Raw genomic sequence first — 22873 nt, forward strand, 5'->3', positions numbered from 1 at the left:
TACAAAAAAAGGAGTGAACATTTAAAATTCACTCCTTTTTTATCTGTTAATTTATCGATTAAATCGGTACAATAATAACTGCCACAATCGCAGCCAGCGCAAGTGCTATCGAAGAAAATAAATCCAATTTTTTAGCTTCGCGAACATCGATCTTTTTTATAATAACATCTTCTCCGGATTTTAATTTTCCGTAGATATTTTCATCGTCTAATTTTAAAACTTCAAGCTTAATCACTTTGGCGTCATTCGTTTGAACGGTATATTTCTGGTACAGTTCCAGAGAGTTGTTTTTCAGTGGTTTCTGCATACTTACCACGCGGGTTTGGCAGGAAGTCAACATGATAAGAAATAAGACAAAAGCAAATATGTTTTTCATTCTATTTTTTAATTTGTTCAAATTTAATAAAATTAATGTTTACCGCCGCCTGATTTTATCTGATTTTAAAACGGCTGGGAGTTTAAATCTTGGGCAATCAGCCAAGCCTCACTCCAGCACGCCTGAAAGTTAAATCCACCGGTAACTGCATCGATATTTAAAACTTCTCCGGCTATATAAAAGTTAGGAAGCAGTTTAGATTTCATGGTTTTAAAATCAATTTCTTTTAAATCGATTCCACCTGCCGTCACGAATTCATCTTTGTACGTTGACTTTCCATTGACTTTCATTTTATTCTCACAAAGATGTTGCAGGATTTTCTGCAGTTCCTGACCGGAAATATTAGAAATATTTTTATCTAAATCTACTTTCGACAACCAAAGAATCCGATGCCAAAAACGGGTTGTAATATCAAATATTTTCGAACTTCCAACGGTTTTTTTAGGATGATCCTGCCGGAAGTTTTTAAAAGTTTCCTCAGCAGATTCTAAATCGACTCCTAAAAAATTAACGACGATTTCAAACTGATATTTTAAATTGGCAAGTTCTCGCGCCTTCCATGCCGAAAGTTTTAAAATGGCCGGACCGGAAAGTCCCCAATGAGTAATTAACATCGGTCCTGACTCATCCATTTTTAATTGGGGAATAGCGACTTCTGCATGAAGAAAACTTGTTCCCATTAAATCTTTTAAGGTTTCATTTTTAATGTTAAAAGTAAATAAAGACGGAACCGGCTCTACGATTTTATGACCGAGATTCTGAATCATTTTCAATGATTTGGGAGAACTTCCGGTTGTATAAATAACAAAATCAGCAAGATAGCTATTGGTGCTGGTTGTAATTAAATATTGATTTTCTTTCTGTACAATTTCCAAAACAACCGATTTCGAATGAATCTGAAAATTTTTATGGGAAACTTCATCCACTAATGTATCGATAACCGTTTGCGAGGAATTGCTTTCAGGAAAAATTCTGTTGTCATTTTCAATCTTTAACGAAACATTTCGTTGTTCAAACCATTCCATGGTGTCTCCCGGTTGAAATTTATGAAAAACACTTAATAATTCTTTATTTCCTCTCGGGTAAAACTGCACTAATTCTTTTGGATCAAAACAGGCATGCGAAACATTGCATCTTCCGCCACCGGAAATCTTCACTTTTTGCAAAACATCAGAATTTTGTTCGAGGATGATTACATCAAACTGGGTTTCGTCGAGATTCGCTGCACAGAAGAATCCTGCTGCACCGCCACCGATAATGATGATTTTCTTTTTTGTCATAATGGAAGAAATAAGGCAATTGAATTTGGGAGTAAGAAACGTTTTTTACCGGCTTTTACTAATGAGTTGCAAAAATACCATTTTTCTAAACCATCATTAATGCTTATTTTTGAAAATTATAAATAATGCTTCTTTCGAGGCAAAATCTGTGAGCTCTGGACTTTCAGAGCAGGACCTCAAACAAAAAATTAAAAAAATGTCTGATTATCATTATAAATTCGAAGTTCGCTGGGGCGATATCGACGCGAACCGGCACCTTGCAAATTCTTCTTACGTAATGTATTGCGCGCAAACCAGAATGGCGTTCATGAATTCGCATAAAATGGGCTTGAAAGAATTGACCCGATGGGGAATTGGACCTGTAATTTTGCATGAGCGGTATTCTTTTTTTAAAGAAATCTATGCGGATCAAACGGTGTTTGTTTCCTTGGAAATCGCTGGAATGTCTGACGATGCAAGTATTTACCAGTTTGTTCATAAATTTTATCTGCCAGACGGAACCCATTGTGCAACTGCCGAAGCCACAGGAGTTTGGATTGATACGATGTTGAGAAAATCGACAACACCACCCGATGATGTGCTGGAAGTGATGAATGAATTCAAAAGCGAACACGTAAAAACTTTGACAAGACAGGACTTAAAAGATTTGCCTTTCAAACCGGAAAATGTAGAACCTTTTCATAAAAGAAATACCTTTACCTGGAAAAAAGATAAAGATCAACAGATCGAGCAATAATTTCTAAAACCTCATTAAATCTATAAATATAATGTTAGAAGATAAAAATCCTGAATTAACTCCGATTTCCAAATATGGAGAATTTGGGCTCATAAAACATCTTACCGAAAACTTTAGTTTTGAAAATCCTTCTACAGAAGTTTCAGTAGGTGACGATTGCGCGGTAATAAATCCTGAAGGAAAAAAAGTAGTCGTATCTACTGATGTTTTGGCAGAAGGCGTTCATTTCAACTTAGGCTATGTTCCGTTGAAACATTTGGGATACAAAGCGGTTGTCGTTAATTTGAGCGATGTTGCCGCAATGAATGCTACGCCCACTCAAATCCTTGTTTCACTGGCGGTTTCGAGCCGTTTTCCGGTAGAGGCTTTAGAGGAAATCTATGCCGGGATTTATATGGCCTGCAAGCATTACAAAGTCGATTTGGTAGGCGGAGACACCACGAGTTCTACATCTGGACTTGTGATTACCATTACAGCAATTGGGCTTGAAAATTCTGAAAACTTAATTAAAAGAAGCGGCGCAAAACCTAATGATCTGTTGGTCGTAACAGGCGATCTGGGCGGCGCTTATATGGGTTTGCAGATTTTGGAAAGAGAACATTCTGTGTTTCTGGCCAATCCAAATATGCAGCCCGAAATGGAAGGTTATGATTATATTCTCGAAAGACAGCTGAAGCCGGAAGCACGGACTGACATTAAGAAAACACTGAAAGAACTGGATATTCAACCGACTTCTATGATTGATGTTTCTGATGGTTTGTCTTCTGAAACATTACATTTATCGGATCAGAGTAAAGTGGGCTTCCGAATCTACGAAGAAAAAATCCCGATGGATTCTCTAACGATTTCTACGGCAGAAGAATTGAACTTAAATCCTGTAATGTGTGCGCTGAACGGCGGCGAAGATTATGAATTATTATTTACAATCGCGCCGGCTGATTTCGAAAAAATCAGAAACCATCCGGACTTTACCATTATCGGTCATGCGGTAGATTTAGAACAGGGAAATTATTTGGTAGCGAGAGGAAGCGGTGAACTGGTTGCTTTGAACGCGCAAGGTTGGGATGCTTTCCTGAATAAAGGACAGTAAATCGCAGACGAAACCTAAAGAAAAAATGAAAGAATTTTAAAATTCATTTTTACCATAAAGTTTTAGTTAAGGAATTAAGAACATTAAGATTTCCTGTGGAAATTGCAGTATGCAAAATGCAACTCATTAAAAAGCCTGTTTGTTTAAAAGCATTTAGGCTTTTTAAGTTTTATCTATTCCTCAAATAATTTCAGAATAACAGATCACAAAAAAGTCCCAATCTTCTGACTGGGACTTTTTATATTTTAAAACACTTTTTAATTAAGCGTTTGGTTCAATAGATACGAATGATCTGTTGTTTTGTTTCTTTCTGAAAACTACTTTTCCTGCAACCAAAGCGTGCAAAGTATGGTCTTTACCCATTCCTACGTTTTCACCTGGGTGGTGAGTAGTACCTCTTTGTCTCACGATGATGTTACCGGCGATAGCTTCTTGTCCTCCGAAAATCTTAACTCCCAATCTCTTGGAATGCGATTCTCTACCATTCTTGGAACTACCAACTCCTTTCTTATGTGCCATTTTATTTTAAGGTTTTTTGGTTAAAATTATTCAGCGGTTTCGCTGTCTGATTTTTTGGTTGTTTTTTTAGCAACTGGCGCTTCTTCTGAAACTGCTGCTTCTTTTTTAGCTTTCGGTGCAGCTTTTTTCTCTTCTTTCTTACTGTCGAAACCAGTGATTCCAGTAATTTGAATTTGAGTTAAAGACTGTCTGTGACCGTTTTTCTTTTCGTATCCTTTTCTTCTTTTCTTTTTGAAGATGATTACTTTATCAGCTTTTAAGTGGTCCAGGATTACAGCATCAACAGTGATACCGCTTACAGCTGGGGCGCCGATTGTTGTAGAACCGTTTACAGTTAAAAGAACTTTATCGAAAGAAACTTTTCCTCCTTTATCGCCTTTCAAACGGTTTACAAACAACTTTTGGTCTTGCTCAACTTTATATTGAAGCCCTGCTATTTCTACAATTGCAAACATTGTTTATAAATTTTGTTAGTTAATTCGAGGTGCAAAAATAGTAAATATTTCTGAGTTATCCACAATCAAAATGACAATTTTCATTTATTTTTGACAGATAACATTCAGATAATTAAATTTTTATCTTTCTTAAACTCTTTCCTTTAAAATAAGAAAGATTTTTTGATCTTATTTTTATTTAAATTTGATTTTCAAATAAACTATGAAAAGAGATTTATACATTGATTTTGCAAAGGGTTTCGCGACGCTTGCCATTATTTTCATCCACACCGTATTTTGGTCCGGTCAATACTATGTTCCTACAGAATTGCGCGTTCTGTCTTTGCTCATAGATGTTCCTTTGTTTTACGCATTAAGTGGTTTAACTTCCGGTGCAAATATCGAAAAAACGCTATATCGGTTGGTGAAACTGCAGATCACTTATATGATTTTCGTGACCTTTCTTTTCTTTCTCGATTATTTATTTAAAGTTTTTGGGTTAAATGTCTTCGGTTTAGATTGGATGAAAGATTTTTATTCCACATTCGGTTCCAAATACGTTCCGCAAAGTATTTCTGATGTTCCGCAATGGCAAAATTTGGGCAATTGGTATCTTCATCAATATACCAATGCCGATACTTTTCCGGTAGTGATGGGCAGTTTCTGGTATTTAAAAGTGTATTTTATTTTAACGGTGCTTGGTGTTTTAATTCTGAGATTTTTTCCAAAACATATCAATTGGTTTATTGGAATTTGTTTGGGCTTAACTTTAATTTTTAATGTATTTCCGCACTATTATCCATCAGGACAAGTTGGCTATGTGGCGTTATATTTAGGAATATTCTTAATTGCTCATCAATTCAAAGGAAAGAAAATCCCAGCCAAAGTATTTCCTTTTTTATATGGAATTTTACTTCTTATCTTAGCTTTTCTATTTTGGAATTATGGGGAAGAATTATTTTTGAAAATGAATAAAGCGAAATTTCCACCGAAATTACTGTATGTTTTCTGGGCCAGTTTTTCGTTATTAACCCTGTTTGTTTTATACAACCGACTGAAAATTGAAAAAAACAACTTCCTTACTTATATCGGGCAGAACGCTATTTTCTTTTATTTCGCACAGGGAATGAGCTCCTCAGTTATTTATTTTCTGGTTGTTCCGCTGAAAGAATATTTCCCGTGGTGGATTTTGGTAGCCGTTATATTTGGTGTCAATATTTTGTTGGCTCTTATTATTGCCAAAGGATTAAAAAAACTGGACGCTGTTGGCTGGAAAATTCTTGAATTTTTACGAAAAAAAACTGCTTCGGTTTAATACCGAAACAGCCAATTGATTTTTCAGATAAGGAAAACTAATCTCTTCTACCGTTGCCTCTTGCAATGATCGCAATAAGGATGATGACGAACAGTCCTCCAATAACCCAATAGATCGGATTGGTATACCATTGTTCGGTAGTCGTTGTTTTAGTGGTGGTAACATTCACGTCCATATTAGGCGTTTTTGTAGCTTCCTGTGCAAAAGCTAATGCACTAAAGAAGAAAGTCAGCATCAGAATTCCGAATTTGTTGAGTTGGTTTTTTAAAGATACGGTGCTCATAATAGTTTGTTTTTTAATGTTATTATTGATAATTCAACATTTGTGCCATATTTAGCAATTAAGTTCAGTTTAAATTTAATTATTAGTCTCTTTTAATAATTTCCAAGAGTTTAATCCACTGCTTTTTATTTCATTAAATTTACCCAAAAATTGAAAAGATGTTTAAACTGAGACTTTTGACCGATCCCCGATGGGCAAATATTGCAGAAGGAAATTTAGAGGAAATCCTTACCGATCACGCCTGGTGTGAGCAGAAGGCCACTACGAATGCGATTACAATCATCACCATGTGTCCGGAATACCCTGAAATCGTTACGGAGCTTTTGAAAATTGCACAGGAAGAATTAGAGCATTTTCAGCAGGTTCACGAAATTATAAAAAAACGGGGTTATACATTCGGCCGGGAACGCAAAGATGATTATGTAGGACAGTTATTCAAATTCATTGTTCAGGGAACCCGCAAGGAATATATTATCGACAGAATGCTTTTTGCTGCCATGATTGAAGCCAGAAGCTGTGAGCGGTTCCGGGTATTAACAGAGAATATTAAAGATGAAGAACTGAAAGCCTTCTATAAAGAACTGATGATTTCCGAAGCGGGACATTATACTACTTTTATTGGTTTTGCAAGACAGTTGGGTGATGTTGAAAAGGTAAATCAGCGCTGGGAAGAATGGCTCGATTATGAAGCAGAAATCATTAAATCTTATGGGAAAAAAGAAACCATTCACGGTTAATATTTTTAGTAAAACCATCAGAAATTTACGTATTTTTACATCTGAATTTTCTAATGATTACGAGCACCGCGCATGATACCAAAACACCGATTTGAACAAATACTGAATACTTTCGCAAAATCCTTTTTTCAGGGTTTATTAATTATAGGACCATTTGCCTTAACGATTTGGATCATTTGGTATATCGTTTCGAGTATCGACAATATCATCCCGGCGATATCCCAACAGTTTTATCCGGGAATCACTTTTCTGATCGTTATTTTCTCGACCACTTTAATCGGTTATCTGGGAAGTAAGTTCATTATCGGTCGTGTTGTCGTCGATACGTTCGATTATATCCTGGAACATACGCCCGGAATTAAATTCATCTACACTTCCCTGAAAGATGTGATGACTTCTTTCGTAGGCGATAAAAAGAAATTCAATCAACCCGTGCTCATCAAAACCTCAGATAATCCTGATGTTTGGCGTATCGGTTTTTTGACCCAAAGTGATCTTTCATCCGTAGGTTTTCCCAATTATGTATCGGTGTATCTGCCGCATTCTTACGCAGTTTCTGGCTGGGTAGTGTTCGTTTTGGCAAGCAATATTGTTGCTTTAGAAAATGTAACTGCCGCGCAGGCGATGAAGTTTGCCGTGAGTGGGGGAGTTGCCGGTTTCCATTCTGATGATAATGTTTTTAAAGCGCCGGAATGATTGGTAATCAGTAATAATCAATGAACTGACTTTTGTTCACGGATTAATTTTATTTAAAAATGCTCATTACCAATTATTTACAACTTATGAGACTTCCTTACGCAGAACCCTTTAGAATAAAAATGGTTGAAGAAATTCGCCAATCGACCAGAGAAGAAAGAGAAGAATGGCTAAAGAACGCCAATTATAATTTATTTAATTTAAAATCTTCTCAGGTTTTTATCGACCTGTTAACCGACTCCGGAACTGGCGCAATGAGCGACCAACAATGGGGAGCAATGATGACCGGCGATGAAAGTTATGCGGGCTCCCGAAGTTTTGACAAACTGCACGAAACCGTTCAGAATATCACAGGATATCAATATTTACTTCCAACACACCAGGGAAGAGCCGCAGAAAATGTTTTGTTTTCCGTTTTGGTAAAAGAGGGAGATATGATCCCTGGAAACTCCCACTTTGACACCACAAAAGGGCATATTGAAATCAGAAAAGCCCACGCTGTCGACTGTACAGTCGATGAAGCTTTTGATATTGAAAATCCTCATCCTTTCAAAGGAAATATTGATTTGCAGAAATTAGAAAACGTTTATAAAAGTTATCCAAAAGAAAAAATTCCATTTTGTTTAATTACAATTACGTGTAATTCTTCCGGCGGACAACCGGTTTCCTTAGAAAATATGAAAGCGGTAAAAGAACTTTCAGACCGTTATGGAATTCCAATTTATTTCGATTCAGCCAGATTTGCTGAAAACGCCTACTTCATTAAGAAAAGAGAGAAAGGTCAGGAAAACAGAACCATTAAAGAAATTGCAAAAGAAGCATTTTCTTATGGAGTGGGAATGACCATGAGTTCTAAAAAAGATGGCCTGGTAAACATCGGTGGTTTTATTGCTCTGAATGACGCCGATATTTTTAAGAAAGCTTCTAACTTCACCATTATTTTCGAAGGTTTCATCACTTATGGCGGAATGGCGGGAAGAGATATGGCAGCTTTGGCTGTTGGATTAAATGAAGCCACTGAATTTGAATATCTGGAAAGCCGTATTTCGCAAGTAGAATATTTGGGAAATAAATTAATTGATTTTGGGATTCCTGTGCAGAAGCCAATTGGCGGCCATGCTGTTTTCATTGATGCTCTGGGATTTTTACCTGATGTTCCGAGAGAAGAATATCCTGCCCAAACATTAGCGAACGAAATTTACAGAGAAGCTGGAATCCGGACCGTAGAAATCGGGACTTTACTGGCAGACCGTGATCCGGAAACCCGTGAAAACCGTTATCCAAAATTAGAGTTGGTTCGGCTGGCAATTCCACGCAGAACCTACACCAATAACCATATGGATTATATTGCGGTTGCTATTAAGAACGTGTATGACCGAAGAAATGAAATTAAAAAAGGCTACGATATTGTTTGGGAATCTGAGATCCTGAGACACTTTACGGTAGAATTAGAAAAAGCTTAGATTTTGCTTTTTTTGACTTTAAATAAAACCTCGGCTTTCGTCGAGGTTTTGCTTTCTAAGATTTATTCCTTTTCAGAAGTGATCGTATATTTTTATAAAAATTTACTGTTCAATATTCACGGCATCAAAGCCGACCAATTCCTCGTTTTCAAAACTTACGTGCAATTCTATCGGATTACAGCAAACTTCACAATCTTCGATATACGTTTGATTGGGAATGGACGGATCCAAAAGCGCAGAAATTTCCTCCCAACAGTATGGACAAGTATAAAAATGTTCTAACATGATCTGTGGTAAATAAATTGATTCTTACTTTGCGGCTTTTTCACTATCTCCCACAAAATCCAGACTGACAGAATTCATGCAATACCGCGTTCCTGTCGGGGCCGGGCCGTCATTGAAAACGTGACCTAAATGAGAGTCGCACCTTTTGCATAAAACTTCAGTTCTTTCCATTCCATAAGTGGAATCTCTTTTGTAGGCAGTGCCTTCTTTATCGGCTTCGAAGAAACTTGGCCAGCCGCAAGTAGATGCAAATTTAGCATCTGAACGAAATAGATGATTTCCGCAAACTGCGCAGTAATAGTCACCTTTTTCATCATACACATTATATTTTCCTGTGCCTGGTCTTTCGGTCGCAGCTTCGCGGGCCACAGCATATACATCAGCCGGCAGTATTTTTTTCCATTCAGTATTGGGAACGTTCAGTTTGGTACGGTCTGTCCGGGAATAGTATGGATTGTTTTTTGTAGTTGAGTTTTCCATTGTGGTAGATTTTTCGGGTTGTTTAACTTGAGAACACATTTGCAGCGAAAGGCAAACTAATATCGAAAATATAATTTTCATAAATTTTAAAACAAATTTTTTGTGAAACTGAATCAATTTAAGTTTTGCGAGTCAAATTTAGTACATTTGAAACAATGAATGATACAGAAAAAAAGATACAATTAAGAAAGTACAAAATGTTTGCCACCGGACTCTTCGTTTTGATGGCCGTTATTTTTGTACTGATGACGATTTTGGGAAAGAAAAATCCTGCCCATTGGATCGGCTATATCCGTGCGTTCTCAGAAGCGGCGATGGTGGGTGCTTTGGCTGATTGGTTTGCAGTTACCGCACTTTTTAATTATCCGCTCGGCATCAAAATACCGCACACCAATTTAATAGAAAACAGCAAAGAACGCATTGGCGATAACCTGGGGAATTTCGTGGTTGATAATTTTCTTTCACCCCAAAATATCCGTCCTTATATTCAGAAAATCAAGATTTCACATTTTGTAGGAGACTGGCTTTCGAAAGAGCGCAATCAGGAAAATTTAATGAAAGAAGTTTCGGGTATCATTTTGAATATTTTAAATAAACTCGACGATACCGAAGTTGTCAATTTCATTGGAAAAAAGGCGAAAGAAATGTCTGATGATTTAAAGATCAATGAAATCATCGGCAACGGACTCGAATATATTCTCGACAAAAAAGACCATCAAAGATTCATCACCAATCTTTCCAAACAAATTAAAGAATATGTCCTGAATAACCAGGAAATGGTGAAAGAACGAGTGAAAAGTGAGAGTTATTTTTTGATCCCGAAGTTTGTGGATAATAATATTGCCGGTAAAATCACCAATGGGCTTTCAAAATTTTTTGAAGAAGTTGAACTCGACCAAAATCATTCTCTACGACACGAAATCACGCAGAAACTCTATTCTTTTTCCAAAGAAATTAAAACGGAAGAAAAATGGGTTTCAGAATTCCGAAACGTTAAAAATGACTTTCTAAAAGATGAAAAAATCTTGCAGTATTCTACCGATATTTGGAATTCCATCAAAAAATCTTTATCAAAAGAGTTAGAAGAAGAAAATTCGGCTTTGAAAAATTACATCAGAAAAAACCTGACTGAGCTTTCTCAAAATCTACAGACCGATGAAGTTTTTCAAAATAAAATTGACCATTGGATTCGCGTGACCGCTTACAAATACATCTTGAAAAACACGCATCAGTTCGGCGCATTAATCAGTTCTACCGTTGGAAACTGGGAAGGAAAAGACCTGAGTAAAAAACTGGAACTGGAGGTTGGGAAAGATCTGCAGTTTATCCGGGTAAACGGGACTTTAGTCGGCGGTTTAGTCGGTTTGATTATTTATACGGTGGCTAATTTTTTCATTTAGATTCAATTACAATCCTTTCTCCAAAATTTTTTGATTAATTTCATGAATCAATTCCGGGCCTTCATAAATAAATCCGGTATAAAGCTGAATTAAACTCGCGCCTGCTTCCAATTTTTCGATCGCATCTTCCGCAGAGTGAATTCCACCGACTCCGATTATTGGAAAAGCTTTTCCACTTTTCTCGGAGAGAAACCTGATGACTTCAGTCGAACGTTTTGTTAATGGTTTTCCGGAAAGGCCACCGGTCTCTTTTTTATTTTCTGAAACTAGATTCTCGCGGGAAAGTGTCGTATTCGTCGCAATTACGCCGGCTATTTTCGTGTCTTTTACAATATCGATAATATCTAAAAGCTGATCATCACTTAAATCCGGTGCGATTTTCAAAAGAATCGGTTTTGGTTTTTCCTTTTTTGAATTTAATTCCTGCAGCGTTCCAAGCAGTTTTGTTAAAGGTTCTTTATCCTGAAGCTCCCGAAGATTGGGCGTATTGGGTGAACTCACATTCACTACAAAATAATCGACGACCGGAAATAATTTTTCGAAACAGATGATATAATCATTGACGGCATTTTCATTCGGAGTGAGTTTATTTTTACCGATATTTCCGCCGATGAGCACGTTTTTATTTTTCTTTAAACGTTGGACCGCGGCATCTACTCCGCCGTTATTAAAGCCCATCCGGTTGATGATCGCAGAATCTTCTTTCAAGCGGAACAGTCTTTTTTTGGGATTTCCCTCCTGCGCTTTCGGCGTTAATGTTCCGATTTCTACAAAGCCAAATCCAAGATCGGAAAGTTCGTTGAACATTTTCGCGTCTTTATCAAATCCGGCAGCCAATCCAACTGGATTTTTAAACTTCAAACCGAAAACTTCTCTTTCCAGTCTTTTGTCCTCAATGGATTTTGGAAGAAATATTTTGGTGAGAAACGGGAAATTCTTTAATAATGAAAAGGTAAAATAATGAACTTCTTCAGGATCGAATTGGAATAGAATAGGACGGATAAAAGATTTGTACATGGGAGAAAAGTTTGACAAATTTAATGAAATTAAAAGGATTGTAAGTGATTGACCACAATGAAAATAATTTCTATTTTAGCAAAAAAAATTTTCATGAAAAAAATTCTATTATTGAGTTTATCAATTTGTTTTCAAACTGCATTTTCTCAGGTAAGTATGGAGAAAAACCAACTAGTCAAAGACGGAACAAAATACAAATTCTCTCAGTACGAGCAGGTTTTTCAAAATGCTGAAGCAAGAGATTATTTCAAAAAAGCACGAACTAATAAAACGGCCAGTGAAATTTTTGCTTATACCGGAGGATTTTCGCTCGGTTTGGGTATCGCTGAGATGATTGCGCAGGCAAATACAAAAACAGTTTATAATATGTTTGGCGATCCTTACAAGGTAAAGCCGGACTATTCAACCGCCTGGACTCTCATTGGTACGGGAGTTGGGTTAATTGGGATAGGAATCCCATTCGCTCTTGCAGCGGATAAAAATGCGAAGAAAGCAATTCAAACTGAAAATGGTGAATCAACTGTTTTTCAACCGTATTTTAAATTGGAAAGTGCCGGAAATGGTTTAGCTCTGAGTTATAATTTCTAAAAAAATTACTTAAAAAATAGATAAAGAGACAGATTTGACTTCTGTCTCTTTTGTCATTTATAATCCGTATTAAATTCCCTATTTTTGCATAAATTCTAAAAACGATGGCAAAACAAGAAGATGTTTTCAAAAAATTGATTTCGCACGCGAAAGAATATGGTTTTATTTTCCCTTCCAGTGAAATTTATGACGGTCTTTCGGCGATTTACGATTACGGACAAAATGGAGTGGAACTGAAAAACAACATCAAACAGTACTGGTGGAAAGCGATGGTGCAGTTAAATGATAATATTGTGGGCATTGATACTGCGATTTTTATGCATCCCACGATTTGGAAAGCTTCTGGCCACGTTGATGCTTTTAACGATCCATTGATTGATAATAAAGATTCGAAAAAACGTTTCAGAGCCGATGTTTTAATAGAGGATTACTGTGCAAAACTGGAAGATAAAGCACAAAAAGAAATTGATAAAGCGGCCAAAAGATTTGGTGATGCTTTCGATAAAAATGAATTTGAAAGCACGAATCCACGCGTTTTAGAATATCGGGAAAAACAAAAAACTATTCTTTCGAGAATGGCGCAATCTCTTGAAAAAGAAGATCTTGCCGACATAAAATCTTTGATCGAAGAATTAGAAATTGCCGATCCTGATACCGGTTCTAAAAACTGGACGGACGTTCGGCAATTCAACTTAATGTTCGGAACAAAATTAGGCGCTTCTGCTGATTCCGCGACCGATTTATATTTGAGACCGGAAACGGCGCAGGGGATTTTCGTCAACTTTTTAAATGTTCAGAAAACATCGCGTCATAAATTGCCTTTCGGAATTGCCCAAATTGGGAAAGCCTTTAGAAATGAAATCGTTGCGAGACAGTTTATTTTCAGAATGAGGGAATTCGAACAGATGGAGATGCAGTTTTTTGTTCCGCCGGGAACCGAACTCGGTTTCTATGAAGAATGGAAACAGAAACGTTTGAACTGGCATTTGGCTTTAGGTTTAGGCGCTGAAAATTATAAATTTCACGATCACGAAAAACTGGCACATTACGCCAATGCTGCGGCAGATATTGAATTTAAATTTCCGTTTGGATTTAAAGAACTGGAAGGAATTCACTCCCGAACCGATTTCGATTTGAGTGCTCACGAAAAACATTCTGGCCGTAAATTACAGTATTTCGATGCTGAAAGAAATGAAAACTACGTTCCTTATGTGGTAGAAACTTCGGTTGGTTTAGACCGTTTGTTTCTGGCGATTTTCTCGAACTGCTTGAAAGATGAGGTTTTAGAAGACGGTTCCGAAAGAACGGTTCTCTCGCTTCCTCCGGCTTTGGCTCCGGTAAAAGCGGCGATCTTACCTTTAATGAAAAAAGACGGTTTAGGCGAATATGGCGAAAAAATCTTCAATGATCTGAAATATGATTTCAACATAATCTATGAAGATAAAGACAGCATCGGAAAACGGTACCGACGACAAGATGCAATCGGAACACCGTTCTGTATTACAATCGACCACGATTCTTTAACCGACAACACCGTGACTTTGCGGGATAGAGATACCATGAAACAGGAAAGAGTTGCTGTTGCAGATTTACGAAGAATCATTGATGAGAAAACGAATTTCAGAAATTTGCTTTCTAAGATATAGTTTTTAAAAATATTTTAAATAAAAAGTTCCGGAGCAATCTGGGACTTTTTTATTTTACAGAATTATCATTTATTATCCTAAATTTGTTTAAACATGTTTTTATGTTAGAAAAAACTTTAAAAGGAATATTGGTTCTTTTGGCGGCCGTGATAGCATTGGCGTACACTTTTGGATATGATTATTTATTCAAAGGAATCCGCGAAACTTATCTGCGCGGTGAATCCGGTTCTTCCATTGATGACGGAACTTATTTCAAGTCTCACACGATTGCAAAAGGAAATTCAGTTCCCTGGGTGAAAGATTCGCTCTACAATAAAAAGCCTTTACCGAAAAATCTCGTTGAAGATTTAAAGAAATCAAAAACAGCTTCCTTTCTCATCATTAAAAACGGGAAATTAGTTCACGAAGAATATTGGGACGGTTATAATCAAAACTCAAAAACCAATTCTTTTTCTGTGGCAAAAGCAATAACGGTGATGCTTGTCGGTAAAGCCATCGAACAGAAAAAGATCAAAAGTTTTGATGAAAAATTCTCCAATTTTTTTCAAAATTATAATAATATAAAATTCGGGAAATCGTTAACGCTTGCTAATCTAGCTGAAATGGAAGCCGGTTTGAACTGGAAAGAAGATTATAAAAATCCTTTTCTGCCCAACGCAAAAGCCTATTACGGAAAGTCTTTGGAAAAAGCCGTTTTTCTTTGCGACTTTAAAAATCAACCCGGAACACAATTCGAATATCAATCCGGTGCAACGCAGCTTCTGGGTTTTGCCCTGAGAAAATCGATCGATAAAACCGTTGCGCAGTATGCTTCAGAAAACCTGTGGCAACCGCTCGGAATGGAGCAAAACGCAACCTGGAATACCGATGATTTCGGCATGGAAAAGACGTTCTGCTGCATCAATTCCAGTGCGAGAGACTTTGCAAAACTCGGACAGTTATTTTTAAATGATGGTGAATTTGATGGGAAACAAATCCTTAATTCAGACTTTATTGAAAAGATGCGGACACCGACAAAATTATCCGGTGAAGCTTATGGTTCAGGACTTTGGATCAATAATGACGCGGCGATTAAACATTATTATTTCCGCGGATTGTACGGTCAGTATATTATTGTGATTCCGGAAAAACAAATGGTAATTGTGCGTACGGGAATGGATAAAAGGGAAACTTTTGATGATAAGGGAAGGCCAATACAAGTTGCGTTTTATGTGAATGAAGTGGTGAAAAACTTTGATTGATCGGTGATTTTTTGACAACATATTAAACGCAAAGACGCAAGAAAATATGTGAAAATCATCTTGTTTTAAGGCGCAGGAAAATCAAAGATTTTCGAAATTCAGATGCTGAATATTCTGTGGTGAATGAATTCGAAATTTTCTTTTTTGATGGTATCTAAAATCTCTAATCTCATGTTTTAAATCTAAATTCTAAATAAAAATTATTCAAATTAAATTTCCGTAAATTTGAAGCATTCTAAATAAGCATCATGTTCGATATTCAAAATATTCGCAGTCAGTTTCCTATTCTCACTCAAACCGTTAACGGCAAACCTTTGGTTTATCTTGATAACGGCGCTACTTCTCAGAAGCCGGTTTCCGTTATTCAAAGTTGGGAAAAGTACTATTCTACCATTAACGCAAATGTTCATCGCGGAATTCATACTTTGAGCCAGTTAGCGACGGAAGAGATGGAAGTTTCCCGAAGAAAAGTTCAGAAATTCATTAATGCTAAACATGATTTTGAAGTTATTTTTATGAAAGGAACTACCGAAGGAATCAACCTTATCGCATATTCTTTAACGGATTTGATTAAGAAAGACGACGAGATCATTATTTCTTATCTTGAACACCACTCGAATATTGTTCCGTGGCAAATGTTGTGTCAAAGAACCGGTGCGAAACTGAAAGTGATTCCAATGGATCAAAACGGGATTCTACAACTCGATTTTTTAGATGAAAATTTGAGTGAAAGAACGAAGATTGTTTCTCTTAACCAGGTTTCAAATGCTTTGGGAGTAATCAATCCTATTGAAGAAATTATTGCAAAAACCAGAGCGAACTCCAACGCAATCGTCGTTATTGATGGTGCCCAATCTGTTCCGCATTTCAAAATCGATGTCCAGAAAATGGACTGTGATTTTTTTGTGTTCTCCGGACATAAAATGTATGCGCCGATGGGAACGGGAATTCTGTACGGAAAAGAAGAAATCCTTAGAAAAATTCAACCTTTCCATGGTGGTGGCGAAATGATTGCAACGTGTTCTTTTGAAGAAACGACTTACGCAGATCTGCCCTTTAAATTCGAAGCCGGAACACCGAATGTTGGCGGGAATATCGCTTTAGGCGCGGCCATTGATTTTATGGAAACTCTTGGTCATGAACATATTCAAACGCACGAAAATGCTTTGTTGGATTACGCTCAGAAAAAATTATTGGAAATAGAAGGTTTAAGAATTTACGGCGAAAAAGCCAACCGAACCGGCGTGGTTTCTTTTAATCTGGAAGGAATCGGGATTGCTTCTGATGTCGGAATGATTCTCGACAAACTTGGGATCGCTGTGAGAACCGGTCATCACTGTACGCAACCCATTATGAACTTTTTTAATATTGCAGGAACGGTTCGTGCAAGTTTCGCGGTTTATAATACTTTTGAAGAAATCGATATTTTGGCAGAAGGCGTGAAAAAAGCACAGCGAATGTTGATGTAAAAATTCCCACGAATGCACGGATAAAGAGAATTCGTACATCCGTGGCGACAGTTTTTGTTTTAATTTAAACGGTTTCCAGAATCTGTTTTGCGGCTTCCTTGGTTTTTACCTTTTCGATGACATGTGTGCAAATTCCTTTTTCATCAAAAATAAATGTGGTACGGACGATTCCCATGAATTCTCTGCCCATGAATTTCTTCAATTGCCAAACACCAAACTTTTCGATGACTTCCTTATTTTCATCGGCGAGTAAAGGATATTGGAATCCAAATTTTTCATGGAATTTCTTTTGGGCTTTTACAGGATCTGCAGAAACGCCTAATAATTGATATCCTTCTTTTTTAAGTTGTGAAAAATTATCGTTTAAATCACACGCTTCTGCGGTGCAGCCCGGCGTATTTGCTTTTGGGTAAAAAAATACGACAAGTTTTTTTCCGGCAAAATCAGATGACTTTACCGTTTCACCGTCTTGATTTATACTTTCGAATTCTGGTAATTGATCGCCTACTTTCAACATAATGTTTAATTTTGTTCAAATTTAGAATTAAAATGACGAAAAAGCAAAGAGCAGAAATCGTGATGACCGAACTGGAGAAATTGTATCCTATAGTTCCCATCCCGCTCGACCACAATGATCCGTTTACTTTATTGGTTGCAGTCGCACTTTCAGCTCAGACAACGGATAAAAAAGTGAATCAGATCTCGCCAAAACTTTTTGAAGTTGCGGGCGATCCTTTTAAAATGATGGAATTAGAAGTTGATGAAATTAAATATTTAATTAAAGAAATCGGTTTAGCCAATACGAAAGCTAAAAATTTAAAAAGAATGGCTGAACTTCTGGTCGAAAGACATGATGGAATTGTTCCGCAGACTTTTGAAGAACTTGAAAATCTTCCCGGTGTCGGCCATAAAACCGCTTCTGTGGTTATGAGTCAGGCTTTTGGTGTTCCGGCATTTCCGGTTGATACTCATATTCACCGGTTGATGATTCAGTGGAAGTTAACTTCCGGAAAAAATGTGGTAGAAACGGAAAAAGATGCGAAAAAATTATTCCCCAGGGAAATATGGAATAAATTGCACCTGCAAATCATTTTCTACGGCCGGGAATATTCACCGGCAAGAGGAAATAAGGAAAATGATTTTATTACGAAAATGTTATTTGAATAAATTTTGTCAGCGTGAGTTTCTAAAATTCAGGGAGCGGTTTTAATTTAAAAGGCGCTCCACTTTATCAACCAAATCGTCTATTTCAAAAGGTTTGGCCAGAAAATCATCGGCGCCAATTTCTTTGTGAATCTGTTGTGCATCGGGATGGGCAGACATTAACATCACTTTTATATCTGCGGTTTCGGAATTGTTTTTTATCCCTTTGGTTAAAGTCCGGCCATCAAAACCAGACATGAGCATGTCAGTAATAATTAGTTCAGGTTTAGCATTTTTCAATTTTTCCTGGAATTCTGAAGGATTGCTGCATGATTGAATATCGTAACCCTCAGCGAGCAAAATGTTTTCGATCAGCAGGCATATATCCTTATTGTCATCAACTATTAATATCTTCATAATTTATTTAATTTTTAAAAGAGGCAATGAGAAGTAAAATTTGCTCCCTTTGTTTTTTTCACTTTCTACCCAGATTTTTCCCTGGTGGCGATCCATGATATCTTTTACAATGAATAATCCGATTCCGAAACCGGGGAAAGTGACTTCATCCTTACCGGAAACGCGGTAAAAACGCTGGAAAATTTTACTTAATTCTTTTTCATTCATGCCGATTCCAAAGTCTTCAACAGAAACTACCGCACAACTTCCATCAATGAAAAGTTTAACATTTACCTCCTTTTTATCAGGTGAATATTTGATTGCGTTGGTCAGAAGATTATTTAAAACCTGGGTAATCCGGTCTTTATCTGCAAATACTTCGACATCTGACGTATGGCTCAGTTCAAAGTTTATCTGATGACTTTGGTCGGCAGCCTTGATGTCTTCTATGGTTTCCGTCACCAGTTTCACCAGTGAAAAATCGCCTTTATGTAAAGGAAGCTGCCCGGATTCGATCCGGGAAATATCCAGAAGCTCACCCATTAACTGATTAAGCTTGTTGATTTGATTTTCGATGGTATTTAAGGAATTAACCAGGAATTTATCCCCAGAATTGCCACGCATTTTCTTGAGAAGCTGCACGTAGCCTTTTATTGTGGTGACCGGCGTTTTCAATTCATGATTGGCAATTTTAATGAAATCATTTTTATGCTGATCCTGCCGCTTCATTTCATCAATATCTGTGCTGGTTCCCACCCATTTCTTTACATTCCCCAGTTCATCTAACTGTGGGGTTGCCCTGCTCAAAAACCATCGGTACTCATCATTTTTACCGCGGAATCGGTGCTCATAGGTAAAAGGCGTTTTAGTGATGACGCTTTCCATCCAAAGGCGCAAATTTTCAGCTTTTTCGTCAGGATGCACAATGCTTAGCCAGCCATCTTCTTCCAGAAAGGTATTATAGTTTTTGCCAGAATAATCCATGGTGGCTTGGTTAAAATAAGTGAGTCTGCCGTCGCTTTCGCCAATCCAGACAATCTGCGGAATGGCATCTGCCAGGAAACGGTATTTTTTCTCGCTCTCTTTAATGCTGCTTTCAAACTCCTTAAGGTCTGTAATATCGCGCATGGTGCCCGAGATATAGGGTTTACTGCCTTTATAACTTTCTAAAAGTCTGCCGTATATTTCGATCCATTTTACCTGCCCTTCCCGCAGTATTATTTTTGTTTGATAGAAAAGGTCGCCAGTTTCTTTTGCCTGCTTTAAGGCTGCGGCACGAATTTTTAGATATTTTGGGTGAATGTGACTTTCAAAAACTTTAGAATCAATTGTTTCTGTGTCGGCGTCATATCCTAAAATCGATAAAAACCGGGGAGAAAAATTATATTTTTTCTGCGTTTCATAATCCATATCGAATTTGCCTAATTTGGTGGCATCCAGAGCGGTATTTAATTGATGATGGCTTTCTTGCAGCAGTATTTCATTGTTTTTTCTTTCGGTAATATCTTGCATTACTCCAAGCATTCTGGCCGGTTGGCCTTTTTCGTCCGGGAATATTTTACCGGTGGTAAAAACCCATTTTAAATTTCCTTTTTTATCGATTATTCTGGCTTCATATTGATATTTACCAGTTTTTAAAGCACGTTCAAAAGCTTTATCTACAATATTAATTCGATCATATTCTACAAGATGAGTTCTCAATTTAAGATGACTGATTTCATCATCATTCTCATATCCGAAAATTTGTGAGAGGTAAGATGAATGAACAATTTCGGAATTTTTCAAGTTTAAATCCCAGGTGGCTGTATGCGAACTTTCTGTTGCCAGCCGCAATCTTTCTTCCTCATCTTTTATTTGGTTTCGAATCCCTACCAAATCCGTCACTTCGATAACGACCATTGCAAAATACTGTAAATCACCGCACTCGCTATAAATGGGCTGGTAAACGAAATTAAAAAAAACATCCTGCACGATGCCCGCGCGCTTTAGTTTGATACTGTGTTCAGGGGAGTAGAACGATTCTCTGTTTTCTTTTACCTTTTCAAAGATGGAAAGCAATTGGTCTTGGGTTTCAGGAAAAATATCGAACATTTTCTTTCCCAATACTTCCTGTCTCGTTTTTTGAACAATATTAAGCCACTCATCATTGGCAAATTCGAAGACATAATCTTCGTTTACCAGTGAAAATCCAAAAGGGGTTTTCTGCAGGACATTCTCCAGAACATTCTCTTTCAACGAGATTGGAATTTGAGGAAAATTGGCTTTCATATAGAGTTGAATTTTTAACTGGTAAAAATACTGTTTTATTTACTATCGCTTTAAACTATTTTCTAACTTTCTTAATAGAACTGAACCCTATCTGTTTCGATTTCAGAAATCACTTAAAACGCTGTTCTAATTGCTGATACTATAACTAAAAAAACAAATCCGTTGAAAAGTTCAACGGATTTAATCTCAATTATTAGTAAATGTTTTTTTACTGCTTTTTCGCCCAGTTTTGCATTTTCCGATCAAGAACATCCAATGGCAAACAACCTTGATTTAAAACCTCGTCATGAAATTTGGCTAAACTGAATTTACTTCCTAATTTATCCTGATATAAATCCCGCAATTCACGGATTTTCAGTGAGCCAATTTTATAGCCTAAAGCCTGTCCCGGCATGGCCATATATCGCTCTACTTCTGCGGTTGCTCCTGCTTCATCATAGGATATATTGCTCAGAAAATATTTAATAGCTTCTTCGCGGTTCATGGTTCCGCTATGGATTCCGGTATCAATTACAAGCCGCACAGCGCGCAACATCTGATCGCTCAAATATCCCATTTTCTGGTAAGGATCGGTGTAGAGTCCAAATTCTGGTCCCAGTGTTTCACAGTAATGCGCCCAACCTTCACCATAAGCGCCGAACCAACCGAACCGCATGAATTTTGGAAGCTGGGTGTTTTCCTGCTGTAATGAAATCTGGTAATGATGTCCCGGGATTGCTTCGTGAAGAAATAAGGATTCCATCCCGGAAGTCACGTTGAATTTTGTGGGATCGGGGATTGGGATATAAAAAATTCCAGGCCGTTTTCCGTCTGGGGTTCCCTGAATATATTCTGCGCTGGCTGTAGCTTCCCTAAACTTTTCGGTTTGGCGAATTTCAAATGGCGTTACGGGTGTTACACCAAACATACTTTTTAATTTCGGAGTAATCTTAGCTAAAATTTGGTTGAATGCCGTGATAACTTCTTTTTCGGTTTTGTAAGGCATTGCTTTCGGATCAGATTTTACGTGAGTGATGAATTCCTCCAACGTTCCGCTAAAACCCACTTCCTGTTTCACTTTATCCATTTCTGTGCGGAGCATCGCCACTTGTTCTAAACCAATTTTATTGATTTCCTCGGGGGTTTTTGTCGTAGTAGTCCAACTCTTGGCGTAATAGGCATAGATCTCATTTCCTTTTGGCAACGCATTTATCCCATCGGTGTTTCTTGCTTTAGGCAAATATTCTGTTTCCAGAAAAGCTGCCATTTTGGTATAGGCCGGAATTATTTTCTTTGAGATAACGTCTTTGTACAATGCAGTTAGTTTTTGTTTTTGTGCACTGCTGAATTTTTTCGGGAAATTTTTAACAGGACCAAAGAAAATATTTTTATCGAAATCGGAACTGGTCAATTCTTCGGCTTTCATTTGCGGAATCATTTTCACGACAAGTTTTTTCGGTAAAACGAAACTGTTTTTAATGCCTTCCCGGAAATTTCCTTCTGCAGTGTCCATCCATTCGGGGAATTTTTCCATTCTCTTTAGCCAGTCTTCATAATCTTTTTCTGTTTTAAAAGGTTGGCTTCCTTCACCGCTTCCTAATAATGGAAAGTCAAGGGGTAATCCGCCAAATTGGGTAAATGGAATGTATTCCGGATGATAGGCATACCGTTCGATTTTGTCCTTTAATGTATAGTCGAGTACATCATAAACCGTTTTATCATCATCACTCAGCGACTTGTAATCCAGTTTTTTTAATTGATTCTGTACCGAATTGTAAAAAGAAATTTCACCAGAAATAAAGTCTTTGTCAATATTGATCGGCAGCTGGTCATTATAGCGCAAATCACCTTGGGAAGTAGCTTCTAAAGGGTAAAGTTTTAAATATTGTTCATAATAATCGGCCGCAATTGAATCAACTTCCATTGGAGTGACTTTGGTTAATGGAGAATCTGATTTCTTACAACCTGTAAATCCCGTCAGGAAAACTGCGCCAAAAAAAGCGGTGTATATTAAGTTTTTCATTTTTTATAT

Annotated in this window: 24 protein-coding genes; 12 read left to right on the plus strand and 12 right to left on the minus strand. The window is 37.2% G+C overall.

Annotation, left to right across the window (positions count from 1 at the left end):
* Positions 1-58 precede the first annotated feature (58 nt).
* Positions 59-376 (minus strand): bacteriophage spanin2 family protein, encoded by a 318-nt coding sequence (locus tag QGN23_RS10240; RefSeq protein ID WP_282904213.1) that lies wholly within the window; start codon positions 374-376, stop codon positions 59-61.
* 65 nt (positions 377-441) lie between these two features.
* Positions 442-1656 carry a BaiN/RdsA family NAD(P)/FAD-dependent oxidoreductase gene (locus tag QGN23_RS10245; protein WP_282904214.1) on the minus strand — a complete coding sequence of 405 codons (1215 nt, stop codon included), beginning with the start codon at positions 1654-1656 and terminating at the stop codon, positions 442-444.
* Between the two features lie 196 nt (positions 1657-1852).
* Between QGN23_RS10245 and QGN23_RS10250 the strand changes: the two genes are divergently transcribed.
* Together QGN23_RS10250 and thiL are read left to right on the plus strand one after the other, a co-directional pair.
* The gene (locus QGN23_RS10250; RefSeq protein WP_282904215.1) at positions 1853-2392 is read left to right on the plus strand and encodes an acyl-CoA thioesterase; all 540 of its coding nucleotides are present in this window, start codon (positions 1853-1855) and stop codon (positions 2390-2392) included.
* A 31-nt stretch (positions 2393-2423) separates the two neighbouring features.
* Positions 2424-3482, plus strand: a complete 1059-nt coding sequence (gene thiL / locus QGN23_RS10255; RefSeq protein ID WP_282904216.1) for a thiamine-phosphate kinase — start codon at positions 2424-2426, stop codon at positions 3480-3482.
* A gap of 261 nt (positions 3483-3743) precedes the next feature.
* Here the strand turns inward: thiL and rpmA are convergent, their stop codons facing one another.
* Positions 3744-4001 carry a 50S ribosomal protein L27 gene (rpmA, locus tag QGN23_RS10260; RefSeq protein WP_133439210.1) on the minus strand — a complete coding sequence of 86 codons (258 nt, stop codon included), beginning with the start codon at positions 3999-4001 and terminating at the stop codon, positions 3744-3746.
* Positions 4002-4027: 26 nt separating this feature from the next.
* Positions 4028-4456, minus strand: coding sequence for a 50S ribosomal protein L21 (gene rplU / locus QGN23_RS10265; protein ID WP_133439209.1), 429 nt, complete (start codon positions 4454-4456; stop codon positions 4028-4030).
* A gap of 202 nt (positions 4457-4658) precedes the next feature.
* Here rplU and QGN23_RS10270 point away from each other — a divergent pair, with 202 nt between their 5' ends.
* Complete coding sequence (locus QGN23_RS10270) at positions 4659-5750, plus strand: acyltransferase family protein (RefSeq protein WP_282904217.1); 1092 nt, start codon at positions 4659-4661, stop codon at positions 5748-5750.
* A gap of 37 nt (positions 5751-5787) precedes the next feature.
* Here the strand turns inward: QGN23_RS10270 and QGN23_RS10275 are convergent, their stop codons facing one another.
* Positions 5788-6033, minus strand: a complete 246-nt coding sequence (locus QGN23_RS10275) for a hypothetical protein (protein WP_282904218.1) — start codon at positions 6031-6033, stop codon at positions 5788-5790.
* Between the two features lie 158 nt (positions 6034-6191).
* Here QGN23_RS10275 and miaE point away from each other — a divergent pair, with 158 nt between their 5' ends.
* The 3 genes from miaE (at position 6192) to QGN23_RS10290 (ending at position 8929) form a co-directional block, all read left to right on the plus strand.
* Positions 6192-6770 (plus strand): tRNA-(ms[2]io[6]A)-hydroxylase, encoded by a 579-nt coding sequence (gene miaE / locus QGN23_RS10280; protein WP_282904219.1) that lies wholly within the window; start codon positions 6192-6194, stop codon positions 6768-6770.
* 72 nt (positions 6771-6842) lie between these two features.
* Positions 6843-7466, plus strand: a complete 624-nt coding sequence (locus QGN23_RS10285; protein ID WP_282904220.1) for a DUF502 domain-containing protein — start codon at positions 6843-6845, stop codon at positions 7464-7466.
* A gap of 86 nt (positions 7467-7552) precedes the next feature.
* Positions 7553-8929, plus strand: a complete 1377-nt coding sequence (locus QGN23_RS10290; protein ID WP_282906391.1) for a tryptophanase — start codon at positions 7553-7555, stop codon at positions 8927-8929.
* 102 nt (positions 8930-9031) lie between these two features.
* Here the strand turns inward: QGN23_RS10290 and QGN23_RS10295 are convergent, their stop codons facing one another.
* Both QGN23_RS10295 and msrB read right to left on the minus strand, forming a co-directional pair.
* A complete protein-coding gene (locus QGN23_RS10295; RefSeq protein ID WP_282904221.1) occupies positions 9032-9214 on the minus strand; it encodes a CPXCG motif-containing cysteine-rich protein in 183 nt (60 codons plus the stop codon).
* Between the two features lie 24 nt (positions 9215-9238).
* Positions 9239-9733 carry a peptide-methionine (R)-S-oxide reductase MsrB gene (msrB, locus tag QGN23_RS10300; protein ID WP_396127354.1) on the minus strand — a complete coding sequence of 165 codons (495 nt, stop codon included), beginning with the start codon at positions 9731-9733 and terminating at the stop codon, positions 9239-9241.
* A gap of 116 nt (positions 9734-9849) precedes the next feature.
* Between msrB and QGN23_RS10305 the strand changes: the two genes are divergently transcribed.
* Entirely contained in the window at positions 9850-11094 is a 1245-nt protein-coding gene (locus tag QGN23_RS10305; RefSeq protein ID WP_282904223.1) for a DUF445 domain-containing protein, read from the plus strand.
* A gap of 6 nt (positions 11095-11100) precedes the next feature.
* On the opposite strand, the gene QGN23_RS10310 is transcribed toward QGN23_RS10305, so the two are convergent.
* On the minus strand, positions 11101-12111 hold the full coding sequence (locus tag QGN23_RS10310; RefSeq protein ID WP_282904224.1) for a quinone-dependent dihydroorotate dehydrogenase: 1011 nt from the start codon (positions 12109-12111) through the stop codon (positions 11101-11103).
* Positions 12112-12204: 93 nt separating this feature from the next.
* Between QGN23_RS10310 and QGN23_RS10315 the strand changes: the two genes are divergently transcribed.
* From QGN23_RS10315 to QGN23_RS10330, 4 genes are all read left to right on the plus strand, one after another.
* Complete coding sequence (locus tag QGN23_RS10315; RefSeq protein WP_282904225.1) at positions 12205-12699, plus strand: hypothetical protein; 495 nt, start codon at positions 12205-12207, stop codon at positions 12697-12699.
* 104 nt (positions 12700-12803) lie between these two features.
* Positions 12804-14345 (plus strand): glycine--tRNA ligase, encoded by a 1542-nt coding sequence (locus tag QGN23_RS10320; RefSeq protein ID WP_282904226.1) that lies wholly within the window; start codon positions 12804-12806, stop codon positions 14343-14345.
* 101 nt (positions 14346-14446) lie between these two features.
* Positions 14447-15586: a serine hydrolase domain-containing protein gene (locus QGN23_RS10325; protein WP_282904227.1), complete on the plus strand. Its 1140-nt coding sequence runs from the start codon at positions 14447-14449 to the stop codon at positions 15584-15586.
* 248 nt (positions 15587-15834) lie between these two features.
* Positions 15835-17055, plus strand: a complete 1221-nt coding sequence (locus QGN23_RS10330) for an aminotransferase class V-fold PLP-dependent enzyme (protein WP_282904228.1) — start codon at positions 15835-15837, stop codon at positions 17053-17055.
* Between the two features lie 64 nt (positions 17056-17119).
* Here QGN23_RS10330 and bcp read toward each other — a convergent pair whose 3' ends face one another.
* Entirely contained in the window at positions 17120-17572 is a 453-nt protein-coding gene (bcp, locus tag QGN23_RS10335; RefSeq protein WP_282904229.1) for a thioredoxin-dependent thiol peroxidase, read from the minus strand.
* 32 nt (positions 17573-17604) lie between these two features.
* On the opposite strand from bcp, the gene nth reads away from it, so the two are divergent.
* A complete protein-coding gene (gene nth, locus QGN23_RS10340; protein WP_282904230.1) occupies positions 17605-18222 on the plus strand; it encodes an endonuclease III in 618 nt (205 codons plus the stop codon).
* A 39-nt stretch (positions 18223-18261) separates the two neighbouring features.
* Here the strand turns inward: nth and QGN23_RS10345 are convergent, their stop codons facing one another.
* The 3 genes from QGN23_RS10345 to QGN23_RS10355 all read right to left on the minus strand — a co-directional run bounded on the left by QGN23_RS10345 (position 18262) and on the right by QGN23_RS10355 (position 22864).
* Positions 18262-18615, minus strand: coding sequence for a response regulator (locus QGN23_RS10345; RefSeq protein ID WP_282904231.1), 354 nt, complete (start codon positions 18613-18615; stop codon positions 18262-18264).
* 3 nt (positions 18616-18618) lie between these two features.
* Positions 18619-20862, minus strand: coding sequence for a PAS domain S-box protein (locus QGN23_RS10350; protein WP_282904232.1), 2244 nt, complete (start codon positions 20860-20862; stop codon positions 18619-18621).
* A gap of 208 nt (positions 20863-21070) precedes the next feature.
* The gene (locus QGN23_RS10355) at positions 21071-22864 is read right to left on the minus strand and encodes a DUF885 domain-containing protein (RefSeq protein ID WP_282904233.1); all 1794 of its coding nucleotides are present in this window, start codon (positions 22862-22864) and stop codon (positions 21071-21073) included.
* Positions 22865-22873 lie beyond the last annotated feature (9 nt).

This window comes from Chryseobacterium gotjawalense (assembly GCF_030012525.1).
GTDB lineage: Bacteria > Bacteroidota > Bacteroidia > Flavobacteriales > Weeksellaceae > Kaistella > Kaistella gotjawalense.